24 protein-coding genes are annotated in these 24554 nt (G+C 69.6%); 10 read left to right on the forward strand and 14 right to left on the reverse strand.

Annotation, left to right across the window (positions count from 1 at the left end; all coding sequences use genetic code 11):
* The first annotated feature begins 16 nt into the window (after nt 1-16).
* Both ABQJ54_RS05040 and ABQJ54_RS05045 read left to right on the forward strand, forming a co-directional pair.
* A complete protein-coding gene (locus ABQJ54_RS05040; RefSeq protein WP_367853170.1) occupies nt 17-532 on the forward strand; it encodes a DUF2975 domain-containing protein in 516 nt (171 codons plus the stop codon).
* Nucleotides 533-539: 7 nt separating this feature from the next.
* On the forward strand, nt 540-770 hold the full coding sequence (locus ABQJ54_RS05045) for a helix-turn-helix domain-containing protein (protein WP_367853171.1): 231 nt from the start codon (nt 540-542) through the stop codon (nt 768-770).
* On the opposite strand, the gene ABQJ54_RS05050 is transcribed toward ABQJ54_RS05045, so the two are convergent.
* Both ABQJ54_RS05050 and ABQJ54_RS05055 read right to left on the reverse strand, forming a co-directional pair.
* Nucleotides 767-1159, reverse strand: coding sequence for an NUDIX hydrolase (locus tag ABQJ54_RS05050; protein WP_437343317.1), 393 nt, complete (start codon nt 1157-1159; stop codon nt 767-769). The genes ABQJ54_RS05045 and ABQJ54_RS05050 overlap by 4 nt on opposite strands.
* 23 nt (nt 1160-1182) lie before the next feature.
* Nucleotides 1183-1671, reverse strand: a complete 489-nt coding sequence (locus tag ABQJ54_RS05055; protein ID WP_367853173.1) for an NUDIX hydrolase — start codon at nt 1669-1671, stop codon at nt 1183-1185.
* A 115-nt stretch (nt 1672-1786) separates the two neighbouring features.
* Between ABQJ54_RS05055 and ABQJ54_RS05060 the strand changes: the two genes are divergently transcribed.
* Both ABQJ54_RS05060 and ABQJ54_RS05065 read left to right on the forward strand, forming a co-directional pair.
* On the forward strand, nt 1787-2590 hold the full coding sequence (locus ABQJ54_RS05060) for a phosphodiester glycosidase family protein (protein ID WP_367853570.1): 804 nt from the start codon (nt 1787-1789) through the stop codon (nt 2588-2590).
* Complete coding sequence (locus ABQJ54_RS05065) at nt 2587-4998, forward strand: penicillin acylase family protein (RefSeq protein WP_367853174.1); 2412 nt, start codon at nt 2587-2589, stop codon at nt 4996-4998. The genes ABQJ54_RS05060 and ABQJ54_RS05065 overlap by 4 nt, the downstream gene beginning before the upstream one ends.
* A 24-nt stretch (nt 4999-5022) precedes the next feature.
* Here ABQJ54_RS05065 and ABQJ54_RS05070 read toward each other — a convergent pair whose 3' ends face one another.
* Entirely contained in the window at nt 5023-5703 is a 681-nt protein-coding gene (locus ABQJ54_RS05070) for a hypothetical protein (protein WP_367853176.1), read from the reverse strand.
* Between the two features lie 105 nt (nt 5704-5808).
* On the reverse strand, nt 5809-6195 hold the full coding sequence (locus tag ABQJ54_RS05075) for a DUF3224 domain-containing protein (RefSeq protein ID WP_367853177.1): 387 nt from the start codon (nt 6193-6195) through the stop codon (nt 5809-5811).
* Between the two features lie 92 nt (nt 6196-6287).
* On the opposite strand from ABQJ54_RS05075, the gene ABQJ54_RS05080 reads away from it, so the two are divergent.
* The gene (locus ABQJ54_RS05080) at nt 6288-7118 is read left to right on the forward strand and encodes an AraC family transcriptional regulator (RefSeq protein ID WP_367853178.1); all 831 of its coding nucleotides are present in this window, start codon (nt 6288-6290) and stop codon (nt 7116-7118) included.
* Nucleotides 7119-7123: 5 nt separating this feature from the next.
* On the opposite strand, the gene ABQJ54_RS05085 is transcribed toward ABQJ54_RS05080, so the two are convergent.
* From ABQJ54_RS05085 to ABQJ54_RS05120, 8 genes are all read right to left on the reverse strand, one after another.
* Entirely contained in the window at nt 7124-8500 is a 1377-nt protein-coding gene (locus ABQJ54_RS05085) for an MBL fold metallo-hydrolase (RefSeq protein ID WP_367853179.1), read from the reverse strand.
* A 62-nt stretch (nt 8501-8562) separates the two neighbouring features.
* The gene (locus ABQJ54_RS05090; RefSeq protein ID WP_367853180.1) at nt 8563-9195 is read right to left on the reverse strand and encodes an MAPEG family protein; all 633 of its coding nucleotides are present in this window, start codon (nt 9193-9195) and stop codon (nt 8563-8565) included.
* 17 nt (nt 9196-9212) lie between these two features.
* Nucleotides 9213-10400 (reverse strand): succinyl-diaminopimelate desuccinylase, encoded by a 1188-nt coding sequence (gene dapE / locus ABQJ54_RS05095; protein ID WP_367853181.1) that lies wholly within the window; start codon nt 10398-10400, stop codon nt 9213-9215.
* Nucleotides 10401-10451: 51 nt separating this feature from the next.
* The gene (locus ABQJ54_RS05100) at nt 10452-11516 is read right to left on the reverse strand and encodes a VIT1/CCC1 transporter family protein (protein WP_367853182.1); all 1065 of its coding nucleotides are present in this window, start codon (nt 11514-11516) and stop codon (nt 10452-10454) included.
* A gap of 4 nt (nt 11517-11520) precedes the next feature.
* A complete protein-coding gene (locus ABQJ54_RS05105) occupies nt 11521-12018 on the reverse strand; it encodes a DUF2165 family protein (protein WP_367853183.1) in 498 nt (165 codons plus the stop codon).
* A gap of 3 nt (nt 12019-12021) precedes the next feature.
* Nucleotides 12022-12375 (reverse strand): Spx/MgsR family RNA polymerase-binding regulatory protein, encoded by a 354-nt coding sequence (locus ABQJ54_RS05110; protein ID WP_367853571.1) that lies wholly within the window; start codon nt 12373-12375, stop codon nt 12022-12024.
* Between the two features lie 79 nt (nt 12376-12454).
* Nucleotides 12455-13279, reverse strand: coding sequence for a 2,3,4,5-tetrahydropyridine-2,6-dicarboxylate N-succinyltransferase (dapD, locus tag ABQJ54_RS05115; RefSeq protein WP_367853184.1), 825 nt, complete (start codon nt 13277-13279; stop codon nt 12455-12457).
* Nucleotides 13280-13418: 139 nt separating this feature from the next.
* Entirely contained in the window at nt 13419-13901 is a 483-nt protein-coding gene (locus ABQJ54_RS05120; protein WP_367853185.1) for a PepSY domain-containing protein, read from the reverse strand.
* 338 nt (nt 13902-14239) lie between these two features.
* Here ABQJ54_RS05120 and ABQJ54_RS05125 point away from each other — a divergent pair, with 338 nt between their 5' ends.
* Both ABQJ54_RS05125 and ABQJ54_RS05130 read left to right on the forward strand, forming a co-directional pair.
* Nucleotides 14240-17407, forward strand: coding sequence for a ligand-binding sensor domain-containing diguanylate cyclase (locus ABQJ54_RS05125; RefSeq protein ID WP_367853186.1), 3168 nt, complete (start codon nt 14240-14242; stop codon nt 17405-17407).
* 116 nt (nt 17408-17523) lie between these two features.
* Nucleotides 17524-18651, forward strand: a complete 1128-nt coding sequence (locus ABQJ54_RS05130) for an HD-GYP domain-containing protein (RefSeq protein WP_367853187.1) — start codon at nt 17524-17526, stop codon at nt 18649-18651.
* A gap of 39 nt (nt 18652-18690) precedes the next feature.
* Here the strand turns inward: ABQJ54_RS05130 and glnD are convergent, their stop codons facing one another.
* Nucleotides 18691-21321 (reverse strand): [protein-PII] uridylyltransferase, encoded by a 2631-nt coding sequence (gene glnD / locus ABQJ54_RS05135; protein WP_367853188.1) that lies wholly within the window; start codon nt 21319-21321, stop codon nt 18691-18693.
* Between the two features lie 135 nt (nt 21322-21456).
* On the reverse strand, nt 21457-22221 hold the full coding sequence (gene map, locus ABQJ54_RS05140) for a type I methionyl aminopeptidase (RefSeq protein WP_367853189.1): 765 nt from the start codon (nt 22219-22221) through the stop codon (nt 21457-21459).
* A 13-nt stretch (nt 22222-22234) separates the two neighbouring features.
* On the opposite strand from map, the gene ABQJ54_RS05145 reads away from it, so the two are divergent.
* The 3 genes from ABQJ54_RS05145 (at nt 22235) to tsf (ending at nt 24394) form a co-directional block, all read left to right on the forward strand.
* Nucleotides 22235-22378, forward strand: a complete 144-nt coding sequence (locus ABQJ54_RS05145; protein WP_367853190.1) for a hypothetical protein — start codon at nt 22235-22237, stop codon at nt 22376-22378.
* A gap of 168 nt (nt 22379-22546) precedes the next feature.
* The gene (gene rpsB / locus ABQJ54_RS05150) at nt 22547-23419 is read left to right on the forward strand and encodes a 30S ribosomal protein S2 (RefSeq protein WP_367853191.1); all 873 of its coding nucleotides are present in this window, start codon (nt 22547-22549) and stop codon (nt 23417-23419) included.
* A 96-nt stretch (nt 23420-23515) separates the two neighbouring features.
* Nucleotides 23516-24394 (forward strand): translation elongation factor Ts, encoded by an 879-nt coding sequence (tsf, locus tag ABQJ54_RS05155; RefSeq protein ID WP_367853192.1) that lies wholly within the window; start codon nt 23516-23518, stop codon nt 24392-24394.
* The last annotated feature ends 160 nt before the right edge of the window (nt 24395-24554 follow it).

The following is a 24554-nucleotide window of genomic DNA, read 5'->3' on the forward strand; positions in this document are numbered from 1 at the left end:
TATTACAGAAAATATTATGCGATCAACAGCAAATAAAGACATCGTCAAGACCGCCCGCGTCCTGCGCATTGCCGCCTGGGTGGGGGCGGTTGCCTGCGTGCTGGTCACCGCGATCGGCGTGCTGGCGCCGCCAGACGCCGCGACGCCGGTCGCCACCACCCTGTCCAGCGACGGCCTGCCCCGCGCCTGGGCCGCGGGCATCGCGCTGGTGCTGGCCCTGGTCAGCGCCGCCGCCCTGGTCGAACTGGCGCGCATGCTGGGGCAGGTGCGCGAGCACGCGCTGTTCGCGCCCGCGGCGACACGCCACTTCCGCCGCTTCGCGGGCCTGCTGGCGCTGGCCGCCGCGTTGCGCGTCGTGCTGCCGTGCCTCGCCACCCTCGCCGCGGCCTGGCAGGCCGGCCGGCATGCCGCCAGCCTGGCGTTCGACGGCGGCGACCTGCTGGCGCTGCTGCTCACGGCGGTGTTCTTTCTCGTAGCCCGGTTGTTCGACGAGGCGGCACGCCTCGAAGACGACAGCCGCTCCATCGTGTGAGGCGCCGATGGCCATCATCGTCCGACTCGATGTGATGCTCGCGCTGCGCAAGGCCCGCTCGCGCGACCTGGCCCGCTTCGTCGGCATCACCGAATCCAACCTGTCGCTGCTCAAGTCCGGGCACGTGCGCGGCGTGCGCTTCGAGACGCTGGGGAAGATCTGCGAATTCCTGCAATGCCAGCCCGGCGACCTGCTTGCCTGGGTGCCCGACGACGAACCGGGAAAAGGCGGCGACTAGGCCGGAAAGCGGGCCCGGAGCCAAGGCAAAGGCAGGATGTGTTCCAGGCTCAGCCGCGCCACCGGCACGTCGGGCGCGGCAGGGTCGACCCAGCGCAGTTCGGCGATCTCCGCCTGCACGCGCGGCTCGCCGGCCACTTCGACGGCGTAGACATCGGCCTCCACCACATGGCCGTACTCGTTCGCGGCCGGTGCGCTGGCATGGCAGAGGAAACACGCCGAACCGGGCACCAGCATGCAGCCCAGTTCCTCGCGCAGTTCGCGTGCGAGCGTGGTGAGATCGTCCGCGTCATCGGGATCACGCTTGCCGCCGGGCTGCTGGAACACCGTGGCGCCATGCTTGCGTACCAGCAGGGTGCGACCTGCCTGGTCGCGAATCACCGCAGCCACGATGCGGATGCGCGGCACCCCGTTCACAGCCGGCTGTACGACCACGACTGCATGCGCCCGTCCTTGTACGGCATCACGCCGTGGAACGGGCGCGGGTCGTGGTCGAACACCAGCGGCAGGAAGTGGCGGTCGCCCTCCCACATCGGCAGTTCCATCAGCCGCTCGCGCGCCACCCATTCCAGCGTGCCTTCTGGATTGCGCGCCAGCGGCGTGCCCTCGTAGCGGTCGATCAGGAAGATGAAGCCCAGCCAGTCCTCGCCCTGCTTGCCGAAGCCCGGCCAGTTCAGCGTCCCGCGCAGCTGCATCGACAGGCACTCGATGCCGGCTTCCTCGCGGATCTCGCGGCGCATGCAGGCGGCGATGTCCTCGCCCGGCTCCATCTTGCCGCCCAGGCCGTTGTACTTGCCCAGGTGCTGGTCGTCGGGTCGCGTGTTGCGGTGGATCATCAGCACCTGCGTGCGGTCGGGCGAGAGCACGTAGCCGAGCGTGGCGACGATGGGGGTGTAAGGCATGGTAGAACGACCGCGGAAAGCGGCCATTCTAGCGGCTTTGCACCGGCCTGCCGGCACCCCGGCCACGGACTTGCGCCAACCCGTGCCGGGCGGCGACCATCGACGAATGCGCATGATGCCCCGCCCCTCCTCGATCGCCCGCATCCATCGCTGGCGCCGGCTGCCGCTGCTGGCGCTGCTGGCGGGCGTGGCCGGCTGCAGTGCGTCCGCCCGCGCACCAAACAGCCGCGAGCTGAGCTTCGATGGCCAGAACTACCGCGTGGTGACGCTGGACCTGAAGCACGATCCGCTCAGCCTGCACTGGCGCGACCCGGCCAGCGGCGACGCCTATGGCGACATCGAGACCCTGCAGCAATGGGGCGAGGCGCACGGCCAGCGTCTGCTGTTCGCCACCAATGCCGGCATCTACGACCACCAGAGTGCGCCGCTGGGCCTGTACGTGGAGAACGGCAAGACCCTGGTGCCGCTGAACATGGCGCACGGCAATCCCGCCTCGGGCAACTTTTCGCTGCTGCCGAACGGCGTGTTCGCAATCTATCCCGACGGCCACGCCGCGGTGCGCACCAGCGCCGAGTTCAAGGCCGACGGCAAGCCGGTGCGCTGGGCCACGCAATCCGGCCCGATGCTGGTGATAGCCGGCCAGCTCAACCCGCGGTTCGTGGACGATTCGGGCAGCCTGAAATGGCGCAGCGGCGTCTGCGCGAAGACGCCCGACGAAGTGGTGTTCGCGGTGAGCGAGGTGCCGGTGAATTTCCACGGCTTCGCGCGACTGTTCCGCGACAAACTGGGGTGCCGCGATGCGCTGTACCTGGACGGCAGCATCTCGCAGATCTTCGTCAACGGCGAGGGCTACGCCGGCGCACCGGCCTTCCTGGTCAAGCCCTACGCGGGCATCTTCGCCGTGTTCGTGCCGCAATGAGGGTGCGCCGCTTTCGCTGGTGGCGCATCCTGCTGCTCCTGGTGGCCATCCTGCTGCTGGGCGCATCCGGCACCGGCTGGTACCTGCTCGCAGGCAGCCGCGCCCGGCTGGACGGCCACGTGGCGACGGGCGGCGTGCATGCACCGGTCGAGATCCAGCGCGACGCGCTGGGCACGGTCACGCTCACCGGCAAGAGCCGCGGCGATCTCAACTTCGCACTGGGCTACGTGCACGCGCAGGAGCGCTACTTCGAGATGGACCTGACACGCCGCGTCGCCGCGGGCGAGCTGGCCGGACTGTTCGGCCCGGCGGCCCTGGCTACCGATCTCGACCATCGCCGCCACCGCCTGCGCGCAGTGGCCGAGGCGGCCTATGCGCAGCTGCCGCCGGCCCAGCGGCAGGAACTCGACCGTTACCGCGACGGCGTCAACGCCGGCCTCGCCGCACTGCGCGTGCGGCCCTGGGAATATCTGCTGCTGCGCACGAAGCCCAGGCCGTGGCGTTCGGAGGATACGCTGCTGGTGGTCGCGGCGATGTACCTCGACCTCAACCACGACGGCCGCAACACGCGCGAGCTGCGCATCGCCGAAATGCGCGCGGCGCTGCCCGGCCCGCTGGTGGATTTCCTGCTCGCGCCCGATCCCGAATGGGAGGCGCCGCTCCAAGGCCCGCTGTCGCCGCAGCCGGTGCCGCCCGATGCCGGCACCTTCGACCTGCGCACCCTGCCCGCGACGAAGCCGGTCGCCGACCTCGCAGCCGTGCTCGCGCCCAGCCACGACGCGCGTCGTCCCGGCAGCAACAGCTTCGCCGTGGCCGGCGCACTCACCGGCACGGGCGCGGCGATGCTGGCGAACGACATGCACCTGGCGCTGCGCGTGCCCGACATCTGGTTCCGCACCCGCCTGCGCTATCCCGACCCGACCGCCCCGCACGGCGAGCGCGATGTGGTCGGGGTGAGCCTGCCCGGCACGCCGGCGATGGTCGTGGGCTCCAACGGCCAGGTCGCCTGGGGTTTCACCAACAGCTACGGCGACTGGATGGACTGGGTGCGCGTGCGGCGCGATCCGCATGATCCCTCGCGTTACAAGGTGCCCGACGGCTGGGCGCTGCTGCAGACGCACGAGGAGATCATCCGCGTGAGGGGCGCCGCGCCGCGCACGTTGCAGGTGGAGGACACGCGCTGGGGCCCGATCATGGCGAAGGACACCGACGGTACGCCGCTGGCGCTGGCCTGGATCGCCCAGCAGCCGCGCGCCTACAACCTCGACCTGATACAGCTGGAACACGCCGCCAGCGCAGCGGCCGCGCTGGATCTCGCACCCACGTTCGGCATGCCGCCACAGAACATCCTGGTAGCCGACAGTGCCGGCCATATCGGCTGGACCATCGCCGGCAACGGCATCCCGTTGCGCAACGGCCAGGACCCGCTGCTGCCCGCCGACTGGTCGCAGCCCGGCAGCGGCTGGACCGGCTGGGTGGCGCCTGCGCAGTACCCACGCCTGCTCGACCCTGCCGACGGCCGGCTGTGGACGGCGAACAATCGCACCGTGGGCGGTGCTGCCCTGGCCCTGCTCGGCGGCGGCGGCCACGACCTCGGCGCACGGGCGCGGCAGATCCGCGACGACCTGTTCGCCCACGCGGATTTCACGCCCGGCAACCTGCTCGACATCCAGCTCGACGATCGCGCGGTCTTCCTCACTCGCTGGCAGCGCCTGCTGCAGGACACCCTGGCCGGCACGCGTGACCCGGCGCTGCGCCAGCTGCGCGAACTCACCGCCGGCTGGCGCAACCGCGCCGATCCCGACAGCGTGGATTACCGTCTGGTGCGCGCGTTCCGCAGCGAGGTGCACGACGCGGTGCTGGCGCCGTTCGCCAGCCGCGTCAAGGCCAAATATCCGGACTTCGCCTGGCCCGGCCTCGGCGACCCGGAGGCCGCGGTATGGATGCTGGTACAGCGCCAGCCGGGGAACCTGCTCGATCCGGAATACGCCAACTGGCAGGCGCTGGTTCTCGATGCCGCGCGCCGGGTGAGCGACACGCTGGGGCGGCAACCCGGTGGACTGGCCGCGCGCAGCTGGGGCGAGATCAACCACGCCGAGATCGAGCATCCACTGTCTCGCGCACTGCCCGGCTTCGTGAAGCACTTCCTCGACATGCCGGACGATGAGCTGCCCGGCGACGACAACATGCCGCGCGTGGCGCACCCCGCTTTCGGCGCCTCCGAACGCCTGGCCGTGTCACCCGGCCACGAGGCGCAAGGCATCCTGGAAATGCCCGGCGGCCAGAGCGACAACCCGCTGTCGCCCTGGTACGGCGCCGGCCACGAGGACTGGGTGCACGGCCGCCCCACCCCGCTGCTGCCCGGCCCCGCGCAGCACACGCTCATGCTGGAACCGGTGGCACCGTAAGATCGCCGCGCCGGCCCGGCGGCATCACATCGGCGGCACGGTGCCATCGAGGCCGACGGCCACCACCTCGGCCATCACCGTACCGCCCGGCTTGCCCGCCACGAAGACATGCGCCCCCGCGACGAGGGCGCGCCGGTCAGCCGGCTTGAACGTCACCACCGGCGTACCCGCCGGCACCTCGATCGTCTTTTCGCCCTTGCCGTAGTCGACCACCAGCCGGACATCCCCGTGACCGGCCACGGCCTTTACCGTACCGTTCGTCATCGCCGACGGCATGGCAGGTCCACGGCTCACCTGCGTGACGCTGCCGTTGGTCATCGCGGTCGGCACCCGGCTTCCACCGGCCGGCAGGTCCCAGGGGTAATCCCCCAGCCCCGTTCCCTTCATCGCTGGCGGAAACACCACCACCTCCAGCGCGCGTGCGGTTCCGCCCTCCGGCACGTTGGCCGAACCGATGAACGACCCGGGCTCGATCCCGCCGAGCGTGGCCGGAACCACGCCGGCAATGCGCGTGCCGCCGGTGATGGCGATCGTGCGCGGACCGTCGCCGGTCTGCACAGTGAAGCCGCTGGCACCCACCTGGGTGATCGTGCCGCGGACATGGACTGGCCGCTCCGTCGCCGCGGCGGCGAGGGCCGTCGCGGCGGTCGCGGAAAACAGGGCGGCAAGCAGGAACTTCCCGCGGCGGGGATGGTGGGTTTGCACGGGCGTGGCCTCCGTTGGATGGAAACAGGATGGGAATCGCCCTGTCCTTTCGCCGCAGGAGCGCGGGACGTTACATGCCGACGCCGGATCGCCGCGTCGCCGGCGTCAGCCCAGCGAATACTCGAACGAGTACGAGTGTCCGCCCTGCGCATCGATGTGGATCGCCAGCGTGCCGGTGAGCCCGGCGAGCTCCTCCGTGCCCGAATCCGGCACCACACTCACCACCAGCGCGGATGCGCCGCGATCCATCGTGCCCGAGTGCTGCAGCACGAACGCGCCGCGCCAGCCGTGCAGCGCGCCGACCACGCGCTCCATCGCCACGTAGCCGGCCGAGCCGTCCACCGCGCTGCGGTAGGCCAGCATCTCGCCAAGACTGTGCGCCTCGAGGTCGCCGCTGAACTGCTTGTCCAGGCTCATGCGGCCCAGGCCGCTGTCGGCGTGGGCGGGCGACTGCGGTTCCAGTTTCACCGTGAACGTGCCGCTGGCTTGCATGGATGTGTCTCCTCGTGGATGGGCACGGTCGTGCCATGGTGCCACCTCTGCGATGATCGCCGCCTGCGCATTCCAGCACCACCGGTTTCCCGATGATTGGAAAAACGCGACACCCTCTGCCAGCCGCCACCGGCGCGCCACGCGGCGTGTTGCGCGCGAACCTGGGCGACGGCGTGTTCGAGCACGCGCGGGAGGCGCCCGTGCCGGCGCTGGCCACCTGCGTCGAGCATTACTGGTGCGTGCGCTGGGATCTGCGCGGCCGCCCGCCGCAGCTGCAGGAAACGCTGCCGCATCCGAACGTGCACCTGGTGATCGAGCGTGGCGAGGCACGCGTGTGGGGTGTGCACGACGGCCGTTATCGCCGCGTGCTGGAGGGTCGCGAAACCGTGTTCGGGGTGAAGTTCGCGACCGGCGGATTCCATGCCTTCCTGCGGGGCCCGGTGGCGGCGCTGGCGAACCGCTCGCGACCGGCGCGCGAAGTGCTCGGTGCCGGCATCGACACGATCGTACCCGCCATGCCGGCCTGCCCGGACATCGCCGCGATGGTGGCGCTGGTCGAACCATTGCTGCTGGCAGGGGTTCCGCCGCATGACCCGCTCGCGGCCCGGGCGCGCGCACTGGTCGCGCAAGCGGCGAGCGATCGCGAGCTGCTGCGCGCCGAACAACTGGCCGAGCGCGCGGGCATGGGCCTGCGCGCGCTGCAGCGGCTGTTCCGCGACTACGTGGGCGCCAGCCCGAAGTGGGTGATCGCACGCTATCGCCTGCACGAGGCGGTGGCGCAGCTGCAGGCGGGTCGCGAACTGGCCTGGGCCGAGCTGGCGCTGGCGCTCGGCTACTACGATCAGGCCCATTTCATCCGCGACTTCCGCCGCCTGGTCGGCTGCGCGCCGGCCGATTACGCGCGGCGCGAAAGCACACGCTGAAACGCTCAGACCTCAATCTGCATGCCGGGTTGCGACAGGGTCACGGCGACACCGTAGCGTTGCTTCAGCACCGCCGCCAGAGCTTCCCGCGCCGGATTCTCGCCATGCGCCAGCGCCACAGGCGGGTGGTTGGGACTGCCGCCGTACCAGTCGAGCAGCCCCTGCTGGTCGGCGTGGGCGGACAGGCCGCCCACGGTGTGGATCCGCGCACGTACCGTGATGTCGTTGCCGAACAGGTGCACGTGCGGCACGCCGTTGACCAGCAGGCGCCCCAGCGTGCCGGCGGCCTGGTAGCCCACGAAGATCACGTGGTTGTGCGCATTGCCGAGATTGTTCGCCAGGTGATGGCGCACGCGCCCGCCGTTGGCCATGCCGGAGCCGGCGATGATGATGGCGCCGCCGTGGATGCGGTTGATCGCCTTGCTGTCGTCCACGCCCGCATTGACGCGCAGGTTCGGCAGCTTGAACGGCTTGATGCGGCCTTGCCAGACCTTCACGGCATCGGCGTCGAACAGTTCCTCGTGGTGGTCGTAGACCGCCGTCACCTTGGCCGCCATCGGGCTGTCGAGGAAGATCGTCCACTTCGCGAGGTTCCAGTCCTCGAAGTGTTCGGCGAACCAGTACAGCAGCTCCTGGCTGCGTCCCACCGCGAACGCCGGGATCACCACGTTGCCGCCGTCCGCACGTGCCGCGGCGAGGATCTGCCCCAGCTCGGCCACGGTGGCGGCGCGGTCCTTGTGGTTGCGGTCGCCGTAGGTGGATTCCATCAGGATCAGGTCGGTGCGCGGCGGCGATGCCGGGTCGCGCAGGATGGGCGTGCCGCGCATGCCGACGTCGCCGGTGAACAGCATCGAACGGCCGTCCGCGCGCAGCTCGATCATCGCCGAGCCAAGGATGTGCCCGGCCTCGTGCAGGCGCACGGTCACGCCGGGCAGGATTTCCGTGTCCGCCTCGTAGGCCAGCGGGCGCAATTGCCGTTGCGCGGCGGTGACGTCGGCAGCGGTGTAGAGCGGCGCGATGTCCGGCTCACCCGGCGCGTGCCCGCGGTTCTCGCGCTCGGCGTTGTGCTCGGACAGCGAGGCGGCGTCCAGCAACATGATGGGAAACAGGTCGCAGGTGGCCGCCTGCGCGTAGACCGGCCCCTTGAAGCCGCGCTTGACCAGCAACGGCACGCGGCCGATGTGGTCGATGTGCGCGTGGCTGACCACCAGCGCATCGATGGAAGCGGGATCGAACGCGAACGGCTCGTTGTTGCGCGCGTCCGCGTCGCGGCCGCCCTGCACCATGCCGCAGTCGAGCAGGATGCGCTTGCCCGCCGCCTCGATGAGGTGGCAGGAGCCGGTGACCTCGCCGCCTGCCGCGCCGTGGAATTCGATACGCATGGTTTGCCTCCATCAAGACACGTGATTTCCGGATTTTCCGCGCCCGCAGCGGTGCCGCCGACTCAGCGGGCGAGCCAGACCAGCCGCGCCTCGATCGCGGCGCACAGCGCCAGCAGTATCAGCGTGCCCGGCAACCCGGCCAGTTCGTGGCCGAAACGGCCGCATACATACAGCAGCACCAGCGCGCTCTGCAGCATGCCGACCAGGCCAGGCGCACGGTAGCGCGGCGCCTTGTGATAGCCGATCCAGAACACGTAGCGCGCCACGATCCACACCACCGTGGTGGCGGCCACCGCGCGCATCGCCCGGCCATCGGCGCAATACAGCGCCAGCCCCAGCAGGCCCGGGACGAACAACAGCAGTTGTTCCAGCGTGTTCTGCAGGCAGCGAAGATCCACCTCCAGGCGCGGCGACTCGGCGCCCTGCAGTGGATCGATCGCCGCGGAACCGAGGCGCTGGTGCGCCACCGCCTCGATGCCCATGAACAGGCACAGCAGCACTGCGACGCAACAGCACTTGAGCGCGAACGCCAGCCGATTCCCCATCGAATCCATGCCCGCCAGCGGCGGCAGCCATGCGTACAGCGCACCCCACGCGGCCAACGCCAGCGGCAGCGCGACCAGCACACCGGTCATCAACGCGCGCCGCTGCGCGGCGACGTTTTGCGCTTGCTGAGCTGGAGCGGCATCGGCCATGCGTCACCTCCGTTGCGTCAGCTTGCGAGCAGACGCTCGCAGATCGCCTCGTACAGGGCCGGCAGGCGTTCGAGTTCGGCCACGTCCACGCATTCGTCCACCTTGTGGATGGTGGCGTTGACCGGCCCCAGCTCCACCACCTCGGCGCCCAGCGGCGCGATGAAGCGGCCATCCGAGGTGCCGCCACCGGTGCTCTGCTCCGGCTCCATGCCGCGCAGATCGCGGCACACGCCCACCACCGCGTCGCGCAACCTGCCGCCCGGCGGCGTGAGGAAGGGTTCGCCGGACAGGTTCCACTCCAGCACGAAATCCAGTCCGTGCCGGCGCAGGATCGCCTCGGTACGCGCACGCAGGTCTTCGGCGCGGCTGGCGGTGCAGTAGCGGAAATTGATCAGCGCGGTGAGCTCGCCCGGGATCACGTTGTTGGCGCCGGTGCCCGCATTGAGGTTGGAAACCTGGAACGAGGTGGGCGGGAAATCCGCATTGCCTTCGTCCCAGCGCTCGGCGGCCAGCGCGGCCAGCGCGGGCGCGAAGGCGTGGATCGGGTTCAGCGCCTTCTCCGGATAGGCCACGTGTCCTTGCACGCCGCGCACGACGAGCGTGCCGGAGAGGGAACCGCGACGCCCCACGCGGATCAGGTCGCCCAGCGTGGCCTTCGCCGAGGGCTCGCCCACCACGCACCAGTCGATGCGCTCGCCGCGTGCGCGGAAACCTTCGGCCACCTTGCGCACGCCGTCGAGGTTGGCCGGGCCTTCCTCGTCGCTGGTGAGCAGCAGCGCCACACGGCCGTCGTGCCGTGGATGCGCCGCCACGAAACGTTCCAGCGCCACTGCCATCGCCGCCACCGCACCCTTCATGTCGGCGGCGCCGCGACCGTATAGATGAAGAGTGCGGTCATGGATGGCCGCTTTTTGATTCTCGCGATCAGGATGATCGCAAAGGCGAACGACCGGCTCGAATGGCGGACTGTGCCAGACGGCTTCCGGACCGCTGGGCACCACGTCGGTATGGCCGAGGAAAGCCAGGGTGGGCACGCCGTCGCCGTGCACAGCCCAGAGGTTGTCCACCTCGCCGTGACGCAGATGCTCGATGCGGAAACCCGCGCGCCGCAGCCGTTCGGCCAGCAGTGCCTGACAACCTGCGTCGTCCGGCGTCACCGAACGGCGACGGATCAGTTCGCAGGCAAGATCGAGCACATCGGACATGGTGGCGGATCGGCGGCAAGGCGATGCCGCAGCATAGCAGCGCGCTGCCGCTCAGCCGGCGATCACCGCGCCGAGCAGATGCCCCACACCGTAGGTGATCGCCGCCGCGGCCACGGTGATCGCGAACTGCCGCGTGATCGAGAACAGCATGCCGCGCCCGGTGAACAGCGAGGTACCGGTGCCGATCAGCGCCAGTCCCGCCGCGGCGGCGACGGCGCTGCCGAGCAGCGCGGCATGTCCATGCAGGAACAGGTATGGCGCCACCGGAAACGCGGCGCCGAACGCGAACAGGCAGAACGAGGACAGCGCCGCGCTCCACGCCGAGCCGCCCAGCTCGGAGGGATCGACGCCAAGGTCCTCGCGCACCACGGTATCCAGCGCGGCGCGTGGCGTCCCGGTGAGGTGTTCGGCCAGGTGTTCGGCCTCGGCGCGGCCCAGCCCTTTCTCGCGATAGATGCCGGCGATGTGGCTCACGCCGTCCTCCGGCGCCACCGCAAGGCGCTCCGCGCGCTCGGTGATCTGCGCCTGGTAAAACTCGCGCGAGCTGTTCACGCTGAGCCACTCGCCCAGCGCCATCGAACAGGCGCCGGCGACCAGGCCGGCCAGGCCGGCCAGCAGCACGGCGCGGTCGCTGGCGGCGGCGCCGGCCATGCCCATCACCAGGCTGACATTGGAGACCAGGCCGTCGTTGGCGCCCAGCACGGCGGCGCGCAGCGTGTTGCCGCTCTGCGCGCGATGGCTGTGGCCGCGCGCGACGCGCGCATGCGGCGGCAGGAAATGGTCGCGATGGCCGCTGCGGTCCACCGGCGTCGCATCGTGGTCGGCGTGTTCCAGCCGCACCACGGTGGGCATCACGAATTCGGTGCCGAAGGCCCGCGCGAACCAGCCCAGCGCGCGTACGCGCAGGCCGGTGCGCGGCGGCGGCACCGCCGCACCCTGCCCGCGCAGGCGCGACTCCCAGAACGCGGCGTTGCTCCGCTCGCCCTCGGCGATGCGCCGGTACGCGTGCGCCAGCCGCGGATCAGTGGCGAGTTCGGCCAACCGCGCGTACAGCGCGGCGTTGTCGCGCTCGATGCGCAGGTTGATGCGGTAACGGCGAGCGCGGTGGTCGCCCATGGCCTCAGCCGTCCAGTTCGTCGTCGTGCTGGCCCAGCCATACCAGCATCGCCAGCAGCACGATGGCGAAGCGGAATGCGCTTTCGATGCCGTTCCACTGGCTGGACATCCACATGCCGAACCACTCGCCGCCGATCGCCACGAAGCCGCCCAGCCACAGCAGCACGCCGGTGACCAGACCCAGCACGGCGACGCGCTTGGCGCGCCGGAACGCCGCGGCCGTGCCTCGCCGTGCATGCCACAGCTTCCACACCCCCAACCAGCACAGCACGGCAGCCAGCACCTCGACCGCGATGATCAGGGCGTACGCAGCATGCTGCAGCAGCGGCGAATGGATGGCGCGGTAGCGGATGTGCGCGCCGGGGAAGACCGTGTCCATCGCCAGCACGTGCTGCACGAACGGCCAGTTGCTGCCGTAGTCGCCGAGGTTGCCGAAGGCGACCAGCGCGATCCACAACGCGATCGCCGCCAGCACCGCGACCTTGCACAGACGCACGATCATCCGTCAGCGACCGAACAGCTTCTTGAAGCCGTTGTCGCTGAAGCCCACGCTGACGCTGCCGTCCTCCTGCAGCACCACCGGGCGACGGATCAGCGCCGGGTATTCCTTCAGCAGCAGCGTCCACTCCGGATCGGTGCCGGGGTTCTTGCGCTGCGGCAGCAGGTTGCGCCAGGTGGTGGAGGACTTGTTGATCAGCGCCTCCCAGCCGCCGAGCTGCTGCGCCCACGCCTTCAGCGTGGCCGCCGGCACCGGGCTGGCGCGGTAGTCCACGAACGTGTACGGCACCTCGAAGCGGTCCAGCCAGTTGCGCGCCTTGCGGCAGGTGTCGCAGGTGGGGAGGCCGTAGAGGGTCGCCATGGTCATGAAATTTTCCGTAGGAGCGCACCCTGTGCGCGATGGAGGTTGCGGCAGGATGGATCGCCCACAGGGTGGGCTCCTACCAGGCTCGCAGCAATTCGTTGATCGAAGTCTTGCCGCGCGTCTTCTCGTCCACCTGCTTCACGATGATCGCAGCGTACAGGCTGTGCGAGCCGTCCTTCGCGGGCAGGTTGCCGGCCACCACCACGCTGCCGGCCGGCACGCGACCATAGCTGATTTCGCCGGTGGCGCGGTTGTAGATGCGCGTGGACTGGCCGAGGAATACGCCCATGCCGATCACGCTGCCCTTCTCCACCACCACGCCCTCGACCACTTCCGAACGCGCGCCGATGAAACAGTGGTCCTCGATGATGGTGGGATTGGCCTGCAGCGGTTCCAGCACGCCGCCGATGCCGACGCCGCCGGAGAGGTGCACGCCCGCGCCGATCTGTGCGCAGGAGCCCACCGTGGCCCAGGTGTCCACCATCGTTCCCGCGCCGACGTACGCGCCGATGTTCACGTAGCTGGGCATCAGCACCGCGTCCTTCGCGATGTGCGCGCCGCGGCGCACCAGTGCGCCGGGCACCACGCGCGCACCGAGGTCCTGCAGTTCCGCATCGTTGCCGGGGGCAAAGCGCAGCGGCACCTTGTCGAAGGCCAGCGCCGGGCCGCCGTCGACCACGCGGTTGCCATTGATGCGGAAGTACAGCAGCACCGCCTTCTTCAGCCACTGGTTGACCTGCCAGCCGCCCTGCCCGTCCGGCTCGGCCACGCGGCGCTCGCCGGATTCGAGCAGGTCGAGCACCTGGCCCAGCGCGGGGCGCAGGTGGGTCTCGACCTCGGCCTGGGTCAGCTCGTTGCGGCGCTCGAAGGCGTCGTCGATCAGGGATTCGATGCTTTGCATGGCGAATGGACGTCCAAATCAGTCGTGGGGAGCACCGCCATTGTGCCCGCCCGGGCCGTGCGGGGAAACCGCCTGGCGTTGCAAACCGCCGCCACCGGTTGCACACGGCGCACCGGCATCACGGGTCACCGGGGGCAGGTCAGGCCAGCGCGAGCAGGATCGGCACGGCGATGCCGGCAAGGAAGACGGCGACGATGCGCCCCGCATGGCGCGAGTACCGCCAGGCCATGTACAGACCGGTAAGAGTCGACAAGGCCAGCGACAACGCGATGAGCGCAGTGAAGACCTTCAGTGGCAGCGGATTCCTGCCCTTCGGCCTGGCCGCGTCGACGGCCGGGCGCATCGCCGCCGCAGGCACCGCATCGACGGCTCGCTCCGTCGCCGGGTTCGCAGGGGGGCGCAATTTGTGCGACGGCACGTCCATGGTCTGCTTCTTGTGCAGCTGTGCCGCCACCGCCAGCCACTTGGGCGGCGCATAGCTGCTGCCGCGCGTCGTCTCATGCAGGCTGAAGGTCTGCAACCCTCCGGTGACCGCGAAAAACAGCAGGGCCGGTGCGCTGAACACGCCGAGATAGAGATGCACCAGGCGGCAGCCCTTGAGGAAGCGATGAGCCAATGACATGGAAAAATCCAGCAAATGAGAATAGATATCATTTAATCAGATCGCGCCGCCGACGAAAAGCGGCCCAGCCGGCATCAGAGGCATCCGGGCCCGTTCACCGTCTCCCCGTAGCCACGCCGGGGAGACAACGAACAGGTTCCCGTTTCCTTTCGGCACATCTCCGTGCCGGCATGCCGAAACGTGCCGCCGGGTCATCGCTCCGCCCTGCTCAAGCTTTGCATTCCATGGCCGATACCGGCTGCGGCAAGACTCTTTCTTGCCGGCCGACAGGACATCCCGCCATGACCTGCCGTCCAGGGAGTGAGATGGGTGAGAGGGCCGCCGCCGTAGACAAGCAGATGAAACGCCGCCAGCGCCCGGTCCATGTGCTGGCGCTTGCCGTGTGCTGGCTGGTGGCCGGGCTGGCCCTGGCCATGCCCGCGTCGGCCACCGCAGCGGCGGCACCGAACGAGGCGGGCCTGCCCTTCATCCGCAATTTCGATCCCGGCGAATACAGCGGCGCGACGCAGAACTGGTCGGTGGCGCAGGATCGGCAGGGCGTGATCTATGTGGGCAACGTCGAGGACGGCGTGTTGAGCTTCGACGGCTCGCGCTGGCGACGCATTCCGGTGCCCGAGCACGCGGCAGTGCGTTCGCTGGCGCTGGGTGCCGACGGTCGCATTTACGTGGGTACGGTGGGCAACCTGGGCTATCTCGAGCCGGATGCTTCCGGCCAGCTGGTCTTCGTCTCGCTGCTGGACCGGATCCCGCCCGCCGAACGCCATTTCGCCGACGTGTGGGCCATTCATGCCACTGCCGATGGCGTGTTCTTCGCCACCACGACGCAGCTGTTCCGCTACCGCAACGGCGCGATGGACGTGTGGAAGCCGCAAACGTCCTTCCACACCAGTTTCCTGGTCGACGGCTCGCTGTATGTGCGCGAAGTGGGCCGGGGCCTGATGCAACTGGTCGACGACCGGCTTGACCTGGTTCCGGGCAGCGAACGGTTCGCCACCGAGAAGATCTATGCGCTGCTGCCCCGGCACGGGCCAGCCGCGCGGCCTGGCGACCTGCTGGTGGGTACGCGCACGCAGGGCTGGTTCATCCGCCATGGCGACACGTTTCGGCCCTGGCCCACCGCGGCCGACGCAGCGATCCGGCAAGGCGCGCTGTACGGCGCGATCTGGCTGGCCGATGGTCGGCTCGCCGTGGCCACGCTGCGCGGCGGCTTGTTCCTGCTCGATGCACAGGGCCATCTGCTGCGTTCCCTGACGCGCGCCAGCGGCCTGTCCACCAACGTGATGCTGGCGCTGTTCCAGGATCGCCAGCATGGCCTCTGGGTCGCCACCGGCAACGGCGTCTCGCGCATCAATGTCGACTCGCCACTGACGCACTTCGGCGAACGCAGCGGACTGCAGGGCTCGGTGCTGGCCGTGCAGCGTCATGCGGGCATCCTCTACGCGGGCACCACCGAGGGCCTGTTCCGCCTGGTGGGCGGCAGCAACGCCCGCTTCGAACAGATCCCGCAGGTGCCAGGGCAGACCTGGAGCTTCGCCCCGGTCGACGACCAACTGCTCGTCGCCAGCAACGAGGGCGTGTTCGCCATCGCCGGCGGCGAACCGCGGCAACTGCTCGATACCCGGCGCGGCACGCACTCGGTGTCGGCCGATTCCCTGCTCCGTTCCACCCGGGACCCCGCGCGCGTATTCGTGGGCTACCAGGACGGCATCGGCACGCTGCGCCGGGAGAACGGCCACTGGATCGACGAGGGCCGCATCGCCGGCGTCCAGGAAGAGGTGCGCTCCATCAAGCAGGACGCCGAGGGCCGCCTGTGGCTGAGCCTGTGGACCCGTGGCGTGATCCGTCTGAGCCTGCCGCCGGACTGGCAGGGGCCGCGCGATGCAAAGGCTGTCGTCCGGGTCGATCATCTCGACGCCGGCCTGCCGGATGGACAGAGCCAGGTCGTCATGATCGGCGGCAAGACGCGTTTCATCACCAGCCAGGGCATCTACCGGTTCGATGGCGCGGCCGGACACTTCGTCCCGGACCCCGCGTTCACCGGACTGTTCCCCGGCGGCCCGAGGCAAGTGGACGCCCTGTACCAGGATCAGCGCGGCGAGATCTGGATGTACGCCGCCGGAGCCTATGGGACCAAGGAAACCGGCCGCGCCACCCGCAGCGGCGCCGGCTGGCGCTGGGAGGTCACGCCGCTGCAGCCGATCGCCGGAATCGGCGCGTCCACATTCCAGGACGATGCCGATGGCACCATGTGGATAGGCAGCGACAAGGGCCTGTTCCGCTACCGCCCCATGCACGCCGTGCCACGGGATGCGCAGTTCCACGCGTTGCTGCGCGAGGTGATCGCGCACGACGGCCAGGTGCTGTTCGCCGGCGCCCCGCCGGGAAGCAAGCTGCGGATTCCCTACACCCAGAATGCGCTGCGTTTCGAGTTCGCCGCACCGAGTTACGACAATTTCGCGGCCAACCGCTTCCAGGTGCTGCTGCAGGGCATCGATCGCGGCTGGTCGCGCTGGAGCGGCGACACCTACCGCGACTACACCAACCTTCCCGAGGGCAATTACCGTTTCCGGGTGCGCGCACTCGACGTGTATGGACACGAAGGCGGGGAGGCCACGTTCGGCTTCCGCGTCCTGCCGCCGTGGTACCGCACGGTCTGGGCCTGGCTGCTCTGGGTCGTTTCGGGCGTGCTTGCGCTGGGCCTGTTCCTGCGCTGGCGCTCGGCCACGCTGAGCCGGCGCAACCGGGCACTGGCCACGCTGGTGGCGCAGCGTACCGCCGAGCTGGCTCGCGCCAACCAGGCACTGCAGCAGGCCAACGGGGCACTTGCCCAGCAGATCATCACCGACCCGCTCACCGGCCTGAAGAACCGGCGTTACCTCAACGACCACATCGAACACGACCTGGCCATTGCGCGCCGGTATAGCCTCGACACGGCGGCACACGCCCCCGGCCATCCATCGCAAGCGCCCCTGTTGTTCCTGATGGTGGACATCGACCACTTCAAGGAGATCAACGACGCCCACGGCCATGCCGCCGGCGACCGTGTGCTGCTGCAGTTCCGCGACGTGCTGCTGTCGGTCGCGCGCGAGTCCGACACCCCCGTGCGCCGGGGTGGAGAGGAGTTCCTGATCGTGGCCCGGTTCGCCCCGTCGGACGCCGGCCCGCAGTTCGCGGAGCGCATCCGCGCCGCGGTGGAAAGCCACCGCTTCGACCTCGACAACGGCCAGCACCTGCACCTCACCTGCTCGATCGGTTTCGCCAGCTATCCGTTCTTCGCCAGCGAACCGGATCGGCTCCACTGGGAGCAGGTGGTGAACATCGCCGACGAATGCCTGTACGCGGCCAAGCGGCAGGGCCGCAACGCCTGGGCAGGCGTGGCGCCGATGGCATCGCCACTGGCAGGCAATGTGGTCGATCTACTGCGCGAGGCACTCGCCCGCATGCCTGAACCGGGGCGGCTGCCCGTGCGGGCCTCGTGGGCCTGCTCCGAAACCATGGAGGCCTGAGTGGACGGCTGCCAGAACATCGCCGCCGGGTCGCACGCACGGGTCAGCCCCGGCCGCGTCCGGCGCCGCCGGGCCACACACCCGGCGAACGGACGGGAACCACAAGAGGGGGAGCGATGCCACGGCGTCCGATCGACACGACCGAGCTGACCGTCGGCCGCCCCATGCGCTTCAACGCCTACGATGCCAGGGGCAACCTGCTGCTATGCCTGGGCCAGGTGATCGGCAGCGAGGCGCAACGGGAAACGCTGCTGCAGCACGGACTGTTCTACGGCTCCGAGGAGGAATGCCGTGGTCCCTTGCCGCCCCTGACGCCAGTGCCGGTGCCATCGCCGCTGGCGCGGCTGCTGGGCGCGCGGCGGGAATTGCAGGCCCTGCTGGCCGATCCGGCGCCGGTCGATTTCCCGGGCACGCTGGCGGGCATCGCCGAACACGTGTGCGAGGCCTGCCGGGTCAACCCCGACGTGGCACTGGCCAGCATGCTGCTGTGCACCGCCGGCCCCTACAGCAGCCGCCACGCAGTGAATGCAGCGATCGCCTGCCAGCTCGCCGGCGCCGCACTGGCGTTCGATGCCGGCGAGCTGGCGGGCATCGTCTCCGCCGCGCTGACCATGAACATCGGCATGTTCGACCTGCACGACACCCTGGTCGCATGCGAAGGCCCGCTGTCCGATGCGCAGCACGCAGCAGTGCGTGCGCACTGCCAGCTCGGCGTGAGCCACCTGCGCGGGCATGGCGTCACCAGCACCACCTGGCTCGACGCCGTGCACGACCACCACGAACGCATCGACGGCAGCGGCTACCCCTGCGGCAAGCGCGGTGCGGAGATCGGCCAGGCGGCACGCCTGCTGGCCCTGGCCGACGTCTATTGCGCCCGCGTCTCCGCTCGCGATTGCCGGCCGCCGCTGCAACCCACGCAGGCGCTGCGCTGGCTGTTTCTCAACGAGGGGGCGGCGCTGGACGAGCACCTGGCCCAGGTATTCATCAAGACGCTCGGCATCTACCCGCCCGGCAGCGGCGTGCGCCTGCGCAACGGCTCGATCGCGGTGGTGGTCCAGCGTCGGCCCGTCGGGCACCAGCCGATCGTGGCTTCGCTCACCACGCACGACGGCCTGCGCCTGCGCTCGCCGATCCGGCGGCGCGGAGATGTGGAAACGCACGCCATCGCCGAAGTGGTGGACCTGTCGACACTGGGCCTCAAGGTCAGCATGGAAGCCCTGTGGGGCAGCGACGCGGCAGACTGACGCCCCCTTCCGGACGCAGGAACACACCGCGGAATGCGGCTAGGCGCCCTGCTCCAGCCGCGCCAGCAGCGACTGGCGCAGCCGCTCCTGCAACGCCTCGTCCAGCGGCGCATCACGGCGGTCGCTGAGCTGGAAGAAGTCCTCCACCCGTTCGCCGAAGGTGGCGATGCGGGCATCGTGCACGCGCACCTCGCAGGCCACCAGCACCTGCGCCACGGCCGCCAGCAGGCCGGGGCGATCGCTGCACACCAGCGCCATGCGGGTGCGCCCGTCGGCCTGGCGGAAGTCGATGCGCGGCGGCATCTGGAAATGCTTCAGCTGGCGCGACATGTTGCGCCGCGGCGGCAGGATCTGGCCGCCCTGCGCCAGGGCGCGATGCATGCGCTGGCGCAGCTCCTCCGCACGCACCGCGCTGGCCGGCTGCTGGCCGTCCGCCTCCAGCAGCAGGAAGGTGTCCATCGCCATGCCGGCGGTAGAGCCGAGGATGCGTGCCTCCACCACCGAGAAATGCAACCGGTCCAGCATCGCGGTGACGCTGGCGAACAGGCCGTCGCGATCGGGCGTGCAGACGAACAGCTCGGTGCTGCCGCGTACCGACAGCGGATGCACGGCGACCAGCGGCCACGCGCCGTCGGCACGCACGATCGCCGCGGTCTGCCAGGCGATCTGCTCGGGACGATGGCGCAGGAAGCTGGAGGCGGGGAACGCGCTCCAGGCGCGCTCGGCCGCTTCCGCGGCGACACCCTCGTCCTGCAGCAGGATCAGTGCCTGCGCACGGCAGGCATCGATGCGCGCCGCGGCATCGTGCCCGGGTCGCGTATCGCTGCGCAGCGCCTGCCTCGCCGCCGCGAACAGGTCGGCCAGCAAGCGGTCCTTCCAGCCGTTCCACAGCTTCGGGCTGGTGCCGATGATGTCGGCCACGGTGAGCAGGTAGAGCCGGCCCAGCCGCTCGCGGTCACCCACGATGTCGGCGAAGCGGCGCACCACATCGGGATCGGTGATGTCCTGTCGCTGTGCGGTGGTGCTCATCAGCAGATGCCAGCGCACCAGCCACGCCACGCGCTCGCCATCGGCCGCAGGCAGGCCAAGCCTGGCGCAGAACACGCGCGCATCATCCTCGCCCAGCACGGAATGATCGCCGCCGCGGCCCTTGGCGATGTCGTGGAACATGCCGGCCAGCAGCATCAATTCAGGCTGGCCCAGGCTGGCCCAGACGTCGCAGGCGACGGGAAATTCGCGGCGCGCCGCGGGATCGGCGAAGCGTGCCATCTGGCGCAGCACGCGCAGCGTGTGTTCGTCCACCGTGTAGACGTGGAACAGGTCGTACTGCATGCGCCCGAACACCTGGCCGAACGCGGGCAGGATCGCGGCAAGCAGGCCGTGCCGGTTCATCCGCCACAGCGCGTCCACCGCCGGCGCGCCACGCCGCAGCAGGCGCAGGAAGGCAGCCAGCACGTCGGGATCGTCGGCCAGCTTGCCATCGTGCTGTGCGGTAGCCTGGTGGATGCGCCGCATGGTGTCGGCGCTGAAGCCGATCAGGCCCGGCTCGTCCAGCCGCGCGATGAAGGCTTCCACCAGCGCCGCCGGCCGCCGCACGAACAGCTCGGGGTCGCGCGCCGACAGCCGCGTGCCATGGCGCACGAAGTCCTCGCCCACGGGCCTCGCCTCGCCCGGCGGTTCCAGCAGTTCGACGAAGCGCTCGGCGATCTGCACGCCCAACCGCTCCACCTGGCTGGCCGCACGGTAATAGCCCTGCATGAACTGCTCGACGCCGAGATTCTTCTCGTGCTCGTCCTCGAAACCCAGCCGGCCGGCCAGCGCGCGCTGGTAGTCGAACAGCAGGCGCTCCTCCGGCCGGCCCGCCTCCAGATGCAGCGCCCAGCGGTAGCGGCGCAGCGTGGTCTCGGCTTCGCACAGGCTGGCGCGCTCGGCCGGGTCGAGCAGGCCCGCGTCCTGCATCGCCTCGAGGCCGCCGGCATGCGCCAGCCGGCGCCCCAGCCAGCGCAGCGAATCCAGCGTGCGCAGCCCGCCGGGGCCATCCTTGAGGTTGGGTTCGAGGTTGCTGGAGGTGTCGTTGTGACGCGCGTGCCGGGCATCGCGCTCGGCCAGGCGCGCGGCGAGGTAGTCGCGCGGCGGCCACAGCGCCGGATCGTCCACGATGGCGCGCAAGGCAGCATCCATGGCCGCGTCGCCGGCCAGCCGGCGCGCATCGAGCAGGCTGGTGAACACGCTGGCGTCCGCGGCGGCCAGCGCACGGCACTGCGCCGGCTCGCGCACGGCATGCCCCACCTTCAGGCCCACGTCCCACAGCGTGGTGAAGCACTGCTCCAGCGCGCGCAGGCGCGCCGGCTCGGGCCGCTCGGCCAGCACCAGCAGGTCCACGTCGGAATGCGGGAACAGCAGGCCGCGGCCGAAGCCGCCCACCGCGAACAACGCCGCGCCCGTCACCTCGCCGAGGCAGGCCGTCCACACGTGCACCACGATGCGTGCCACCGCCTCGCCGCGCCGTCGTGCCAAGGCGCTGACGTCGGCGCCATCGCGAAACGCATTGGCCAGCGCGCGGTCCACGTCGTCCAGCAGCTGCCGCAACGCGCGCCTTGCATCGCTCGACACGCCCGAGCGCGGCACCACCGGCGGCAGGCGTGGCAGGGAAGGAAGCGCAACGCTCATCAGCAGGATTCGGTGCGGCAGGAAGGAAACGTCAGTCTGCCACGCCAGCCGGCCTCACCCGTAGGAGCGCACCCTGTGCGCGATTGGCTTTCGCTCTGATCAAAGAGCAGAGCCATTCGCGCACAGGGTGCGCTCCTACGCATCCGGCCAGGGCGTGAGGATCTCGAAGCCGTCGGCGGTCACCGCGATGGTGTGCTCCCACTGCGCGGAGAGCGAGTGGTCCTTGGTGACCACGGTCCAGCCGTCGGGCAGCTGCTTGGTCTGCGGCTTGCCGGCGTTGATCATCGGCTCGACGGTGAAGGTCATGCCTTCCCTCAGTTCCACGCCGGTGCCGGGCTTGCCGTAGTGCAGCACCTGCGGTTCGTCGTGGTAGACCTTGCCGATGCCGTGGCCGCAGTACTCGCGCACCACGGAGAAACCGGCCGCCTCGGCATGCTGCTGGATCGCGTGACCCACGTCGCCCAGGGTGGCGCCGGGGCGCACCGCGCGGATGCCGCGCATCATCGCCTCATGGGTGGTCTCGACCAGCCGCTTCGCCAGCACCGACGGCGTGCCCACGAAGTACATGCGGCTGGTGTCGCCGTGCCAGCCGTCCTTGATGACGGTGACGTCGAGGTTGACGATGTCGCCGTCCTTGAGCACCTTGCCGGGGCTGGGGATGCCGTGGCAGATCACGTGGTTGACCGAGGTGCACAGCGTCTTCGGAAAACCGTGGTAGCCCACGTTGGCCGGCACCGCCTTCTGCACGTTGACGATGTGCTCCCAGGCCAGCCGGTCCAGTTCCTCGGTGGTGACGCCGGGCCTGACGTGTTCCTTGAGCATGGCCAGCACTTCGGCGGCCAGCTGGCCGGCCACGCGCATGCCTTCGAGGTCCTGGGGGGATTTCAGTGTGATGGCCATGTCGGGAATCCAGATGGCGACGCCGACCCCGCCGATCAATACGGCATCCGCAGGCAACTTGCCGCCGCGCCGGCGTACCGGCTACAATCTCGCAGTTTTGCAGACCGTCATCGACTCGTTCGACAGGCGCGCACCGCAAGGCGAAACGGGATTGTAACCGCGCCGCGGTACAAGCCCAAACCAACGCCACACACGCATCGGCACCGTCTTCGGGGTGCCGCAGCCGTCTCCGCCATTGAAAGGAGGCCCTGCGGTCGAAGCCGGGGATGCGTGGAGGTCCCAACCCCCGGGCCACACCAAAAGGCCCAATGCAAGGAGTTACACCATGGCTCAAGTCACCATGCGCGAAATGCTCGAAGCCGGCGTGCATTTCGGTCACCAGACCCGTTACTGGAATCCGAAGATGGCCCCGTACATCTTCGGCGCCCGCGGCAAGATCCACATCATCAACCTCGAGAAGACCCTGCCGCTGTTCACCGACGCGATGAACTTCCTGTCGGGCCTGGCGCAGAAGCGCGGCACCATCCTGTTCGTGGGCACCAAGCGCTCCGCCCGCGAGGCGCTGATCGACGAGGCCACCCGCGCCGGCATGCCCTTCGTCACCGCGCGCTGGCTGGGCGGCATGCTCACCAACTTCCGCACCGTGAAGCAGTCGGTGGGTCGCCTGAAGGAGCTGGAAGCCGCCGAGACCGACGGCAGCTTCGACAAGCTGGTCAAGCACGAAGTGCTGGCCCGCCGCCGCGAGCGCGAGAAGCTCGAGAACTCGCTGGGCGGCATCAAGAACATGAACCGCCTGCCCGACGCGCTGTTCGTGATCGACATCGGCCACGAGGACATCGCCGTGCAGGAAGCCCGCAAGCTGGGCATCCCGGTGGTGGCGGTGGTCGACACCAACTACAACCCGGAGCTGGTGGACTACGCGATCCCCGGCAACGACGACGCGATCCGCGCGATCCAGCTGTACGCCCGCGCCGCCGCCGACTCGATCCTGGAAGGCAAGGCCGCCGCGCCGGCCGCCGCCCAGGGCGACGCCGACGAGTTCGTCGAGCTGGACGAGGAAGGCAACCCGGTCGCCAAGGCCGAGCGCAGCGAGCGCAAGCCGTCCGCGCCGCGCCGCGATGCCGCCCCGCGCAAGGGCAATGGCGCGCCGCGCCGTGAAGGTGGCCGCGAAGGCCGCGCTCCGCGCGACGCCAAGTAAGCCGATACGGTGGCGGGCAACCGCCACCGCAACGACAAGCCATCCCGGCGTCGGGGCGCGAACCGCCACGACGCCACAAGCATTCGAGGAATATCGATGAGCAATATCACCGCCCAACTGGTCAAGGAACTGCGTGAGCGTTCCGGCGCCGGCATGATGGAATGCAAGAAGGCGCTGGTCGAGAACAACGGCGACATCGAGGTCGCGATGGAGTGGCTGCGCAAATCCGGCCTCGCCAAGGCCGACAAGAAGGCCGGCCGCGTGGCCGCCGAAGGTCGCATCGCCGCCGCCCAGGCCGGCGGCAAGGCCGTGCTGGTCGAGGTCAACTGCGAGACCGACTTCGTCACCAAGAACCCCGACTTCGTGAAGTTCAGCGACGCGGTCGCCGAGATCGCGCTGAAGTCCGGCGCCACCGACGTGGCCGCGCTGAACGCCGCCGCCTACCCGGGCGTCGCCAGCGTCGAGGAAGGCGCCAAGGCGCTGGTCGCCACCATCGGCGAGAAGATCGAAGTGCGCCGCCTGGCCCTCGTCGAGAGCGACGGCACCATCGGCAGCTACATCCACGGCGGCCGCATCGGCGTGCTGGTGGCGATCAAGGGCGGCTCCGAGGAGCTGGCCAAGGGCATCGCGATGCACGTGGCAGCGATGAACCCGCCCTACGTGAAGGCCGAGGACGTCCCCGCCGACTTCATCGCCAAGGAAAAGGACATCGCGCTGGCCGCGATGTCGGACAAGGAAAAGGCCAAGCCGGCCGAGATCCTGGAGAAGATCGTCGCGGGCAAGATCAACAAGATCGTCTCCGAGGTCACCCTGGTCGGCCAGCCCTACGTGCTGGACACCAACGTCACCGTGGGCGACGCGCTGAAGAAGGAAGGCGCCGACGTCGCCGCCGTGGTGCGCCTGGCCGTGGGCGAAGGCATCGAGAAGGTGCAGGAAGATTACCTGGCCGAAGTCGCCAAGGCCATGCAGGTCTGAGGAGCGCGCTCGCGCGCTCCTCGCGCCCATGGACGGGCGCACGCGAAGCGGAGCCTGATTCGCCCTGCGAATCAGGCGAGTCAAAAAAGGGGCAGGAGCCCCTTTTTTGACCATCAGGCACGAACGCTCTTGCTTTGGCCTTCCAAACGCAAGGCAAGAA

This window comes from Rhodanobacter lycopersici (assembly GCF_040812335.1).
Lineage (GTDB): Bacteria > Pseudomonadota > Gammaproteobacteria > Xanthomonadales > Rhodanobacteraceae > Rhodanobacter_A > Rhodanobacter_A lycopersici.